Annotated in this window: 3 protein-coding genes; all 3 read right to left on the reverse strand. The window is 65.5% G+C overall.

Features of this window, described 5'->3' with window-relative positions; genetic code table 11:
- Window positions 1-96: 96 nt before the first annotated feature.
- Window positions 97-1,176, reverse strand: a complete 1,080-nt coding sequence (galT, locus tag ACXWUF_RS19175; protein WP_458496185.1) for a galactose-1-phosphate uridylyltransferase — start codon at window positions 1,174-1,176, stop codon at window positions 97-99.
- Window positions 1,163-2,944: a glycoside hydrolase family 2 protein gene (locus tag ACXWUF_RS19180; protein WP_458496186.1), complete on the reverse strand. Its 1,782-nt coding sequence runs from the start codon at window positions 2,942-2,944 to the stop codon at window positions 1,163-1,165. The genes galT and ACXWUF_RS19180 overlap by 14 nt, the downstream gene beginning before the upstream one ends.
- Window positions 2,945-3,194: 250 nt before the next feature.
- The coding region (locus ACXWUF_RS19185; RefSeq protein WP_458496187.1) for a protoporphyrinogen/coproporphyrinogen oxidase at window positions 3,195-4,497 on the reverse strand (1,303 nt) is incomplete at its 5' end.

Here is a 4,497-nt window from a genome sequence, read left to right on the forward strand (position 1 = left end):
CTTTCGCTTCGACTCCGCTCAGCCAACGGCGGCGGACTCCGAAGCTGCCTAACTTAATCGCAGTGAGGCGCCGCATGGGAACGAGCGATTGCCGATTCACAGCACCACCTCCACCGCCTGCAACTCCTTCGCCTTCTCCTCCGGCAGTGCGTCGTTGGCGAACATGCCCGCCGCCAACTCGGTGCCCGCCAGATATTTCAGCCGGTCGGCGGTGCGGTAGGGCGGATAGAACTCGGCGTGCAAATGGCTCTCGGGATGCGGCTTGCCGTCCAAAGGCGCTTGATACCAAGCCATCAAATAGGGGAAGGGCCGTTGCCACAGCCCGTCATACTTGAGCAGCACCGTCTTCAGCGCCCGCGCCAAATCGGCCCGCTGCCCGTCGGTCAAGTCGGCGAAGCAGGCCACCGCCGCCAGCGGCGCCACCCAGACTTCGTAGGGATAACGCGCCCAGGCCGGGACGAAGGCGATGGCCTCCGGGCCGAAATACAAGACCCGCTCGCCGCTGTCGGCCTCCGCCTCGATCAAGGCTTCCAGCAGGGGCGAACCGGCCATTTCGTAATAAGCGGCCTCGTTGTCCTGCATGAACTGCGGCACCGGCGGCACGAAGGGATAGGCATAAATCTGGCCGTGGGGATGATGCAGGGTCACGCCCACTTCGGCGCCCCGGTTCTCGAAGGGCAGCACATAGCGCACCTCCGGGCGATGGCCCAACGCCGTGGTGCGGTGCGCCCAGACGTCCAGCAGCAATTCGATGTGGTCCAGCGGCAGTCCGCCCAAGGAGCCGTGCGGGTCTTGGCTGAACACCACCACCTCGCACTGACCCTGGGCCGGGAGGGAATCCACCAGGCTTTCCGGCGCGTCGTGGGCCAGGCCGGTCAGGGCCGGGAATCGGTTGTCGAACACCGCGATGTCGTAATCGCCGGGCGGCAGTTCGGTAGGATTGGCCGGATTGTCCGAGGGGGCGAAGGGGTTGTATTCCGGCGGCGGGTGGAAGGTGCGGGTCTGGCGGTAGGCCGCATAGGCCACCCATTCGCCGCGCAAGGGATGCCAGCGCAAGTGCGGGTTGATGCCCTCGGGCCGGTCCAGCAGCGACGGCGGAACATTCCCGGCGATGGGCCGACGGCTGTACAGGCTCAGGGTACGGCCATCGGCCTTGGGGATTTCACGGGTGTACATGATTCCCCCCGCATACCGCGTGGCAGATTTCTTCCAGCGGCAGCTTCGGCGTTCGGTCGTCGAACAGCAGGCCGTTGGCTTCCTGGAAGGTGTCGGCGAATTGGGTGTAGCAGAAGCCGCTGAACATGGCGGTGGACCGCACGGCTTCGATGAGGCCGAAGGTGCGGCGCCGGTATTCATCCAGGTCGTCGAAGCGCGTGTAGCCCCAGCCCCGCTCGTATAGCTCATCGTCCGGCTTGATGTAGGCCACGCCGCCGAATTCCGACAGCAACACCGGCTGGCCCCGGTGCGGATGGCCGTCCAGGGTGAGGATGCGCCCGCCCGCCCAGCGCCGGTCCACCATCTCCTGCAATTTCACTTCCGGGCCGTAGCGGGCGCGGATGTGGTTGGGATCGGAATCGTAATCGTGGATGCCGATGACATCGGTGGCGGAGCTTTCCCAGCCGTCGTTGCCGATGACCAAACGGGTCGGGTCCAGGGAACGGGTCAAATAGTAGAACGACTGCACCGCGTCGCGGGGCGCGGGCATGTAGGGCAGGTCGGGCACGCCCCAGGATTCGTTGAAGGGCACCCAGATGAGGACGCAAGGATGGCTGACGTCCCGTTCGATGACCTCGGTCCATTCCCGCAGCAGCCTGTTTAAAGCCTTGTGGGTGAAGCGGTAGGCGCTGGGCATCTCGGTGAAGACGACCAGGCCCAGCACATCGGCCCAGTAGAGATAGCGCGGGTCTTCGATCTTCTGATGCTTGCGCACGCCGTTGAAGCCCATGGCCTTCGCCAGTTCCACATCCCGCCGCAAGGCTTCGCCGTCGGGCGCGGTCATCAACGACTCGGGCCAATAGCCCTGGTCCAACACCAGCCGCAAGGTGTAGGGGCGGCCATTCAGCAATATGCGCTCCCGCTGCACGCCCACCGAACGTAGCGCCGTATAGGACGCCACCTCGTCGATGACCTGGCCATCCCGCAGCAGCCGGACCTCGGCTTCGATCAGAATGGGCCGCTCCGGCGACCACAGCAGCTCGTTGCGGAAATCGTCGATGCCGGGGTCGGATAACCCAATCCGCCGCCGCACCTCGCCGCCGATGACTTGATAAGTGTCGTCCGCCAAGGTCCGGCCACCGCAGCACAGCCGCACGGCCACCTGCGCGGCGTCGGGGTTTTCCCCCATCACATCGGCCTCAAAGGCCAGTTCCCAGCGTTCCAGGTTGGGCGTCCAGCGGAGGTTCTGGACGTAGGTGGCGGCCACGCATTCCAGCCACACCGTCTGCCAGATGCCGGTGGTGCGGGGATACCAGATGCTATGGGGTTCCAGCCGCCAGTCCTGTTTGCCCCGAGGCTTTTCCAGGTCGTGCGGATCGTCCTCGGCCCACACGGTGAGGCGCTGCCGGGCGCCGGGCACCAGGGCGAACGTGATGTCGGCGCTGAACGGGGTGTGGCCGCCCTGGTGTTCCACCACCTTGAAGTCGTTGACCCAAACCCGCGCCTGCCAATCCACCGCGCCGAAATGCAACAGCACCTTGGCCCCCTCACAATGTTCCACGGGCAGGTCGAATTCCCGCTCGTACCAGCAGGCCCGGTGAAAGCCCGTGTCGCCGATGCCGCTCCTCGCGCTCTCCAGGGCGAAGGGCACCTCGATGGTGAGCGGCCAATCGGGCACGTCCGAAGGGCGCCGGAACGCCAGTTCGTCGTCGAACCGGAACCGCCAAGGGCCGTTGAGCGAGAGCCAGCGGGCGCGGCGCAGTTGGGGTCTGGGGTAGGCGTAGTCCATGATTCCCGTTGTCCTATTACATTCGCCAATCACGCAAGTTACGAAATTACATAGGAATTGGGTGGCGCTCTGCGGAACCCATCGCACTACCCGGCCCGGAGTCAAGCCCCTCCCTGGCCCTCCCCTTATCAGGGAAGGAGCAAAGGCCCTCTTCTGATTAAGGGAAAGAGCAAAGCCCCCCTGATAAGGGGGGTTGGGGGGTTAAGCTCAGAATGGGCCATGCGATGGGTTACGCTCCACTCCACCCATCCTACGTCCTAACCCCCTCCGCCACCCCTAACCGCAACGGCTCCGAGATGGCGCGGACCCGGGGCTGAGTCCGTAGCGCCCGCCGTTCCCGCACCGTGTCCGCCGCCCGCTTGCCCGCCAGGAAGGCGTGGTCGGAGTTGTAATACTCCCACTCGCTGTAGCGCCCCGCCAGGAGGATGTCCCGCTCGGCCAGCCAATCCCGGATCAGCTTGACGTGGCGGGCGCGGGCATGGTCGTAGATCACGTAGGCGTGGGGCATATCCACCTGATGGGTGGCCCATACCGGGTCGTCCGGCCCAAACAGGCCGACCCGTCGGCAATCCCGGATGCACAGCTCGATGAGTTCATCGCCGTCACAAGGCAGGGGCTTCCCCGGCGCGTAGGTGATTTCGCAGGTCAGGCCGAAACCGCCGGGCGGGTTGCAATGGGGGCTGGCGTTGCCCTGCACGAAGACGCGGTGGAACACCGTGTCCCCGGGGTAGTAGATCCAGTGCTTGTCGGTCAGGCTGGCCCGGCCAATGCCGAGATTCACGCAGCGCACCGACACATGGCGCAATGCTTCCGCCGCCTGGCGGATGTGGCTTGGGGCTTCCTCGCCCAGGCAGCGGACCAGCGCGGGCAAGGGCATGGTGCTGATCAGATGGCCGTAATCCAGGCTCGTCCCATCCGCCAGGGTGAGGCTGTGGCGGCGGGGAGAAATGCCGACCACCGGGGCGTTCAGCCGGACCCGGCCCTGAAGGTGGGGCAGGAACCCGTTCATCAAAGCCTGGAAGCCGCCCCGCAGGGGATAGCCGAAGCGGGCGTTCGGACCCATGGGCTTCGGCACGGGCTTGAGGGCGCCCTCGATCATCTCCTCCAAGTCCGGGATGGGCACCCGCCCGCCCAGCCAGGAGGTTTCCATGTCCTTGAGGTCCACCGCCCACAGCTTGCGGTTGTAGGGGATGGCGAAATGCTTGGCGATGCCGGCACCCCACACCTGGTGAATGAACTCCTCGAAGTGGGCATAGGACTCGGGGCTGTCGCCCTTGGCCTTGATCGGCAGCGACGCTACCAGCTTGGCGGTGCTTTCCAGCACGCCGTCGCCGCAGCAGTCCTTCACGTCGCCGACCCGGCAGGCCGCATCCAATTTCTTGGCCGAATCCGACCCGTTGCCTCTTCCGGTGCCGCCATCACCTTTGACGACTAGCGTTGGTGCTTCGCTGGGTTTGGAGGGTTTGAGGCTGCCGAAGCGGGCCTCAATCGCGCCCATGATGCATTCCTTGATGACCTCCGGCGGCAGGCCGTACAGCCCGCCCTGGAAGGGA

This window comes from Methylomagnum sp. (assembly GCF_054333355.1).

What these genes read in the sequence shown, in the direction of transcription:
- ACXWUF_RS19180 (WP_458496186.1), bottom strand. Translation starts at nt 2,944, where the DNA reads ATGGACTACGCCTACCCCAGACCCCAACTGCGCCGCGCCCGCTGGCTC.
- galT (WP_458496185.1), bottom strand. Translation starts at nt 1,176, where the DNA reads ATGTACACCCGTGAAATCCCCAAGGCCGATGGCCGTACCCTGAGCCTG.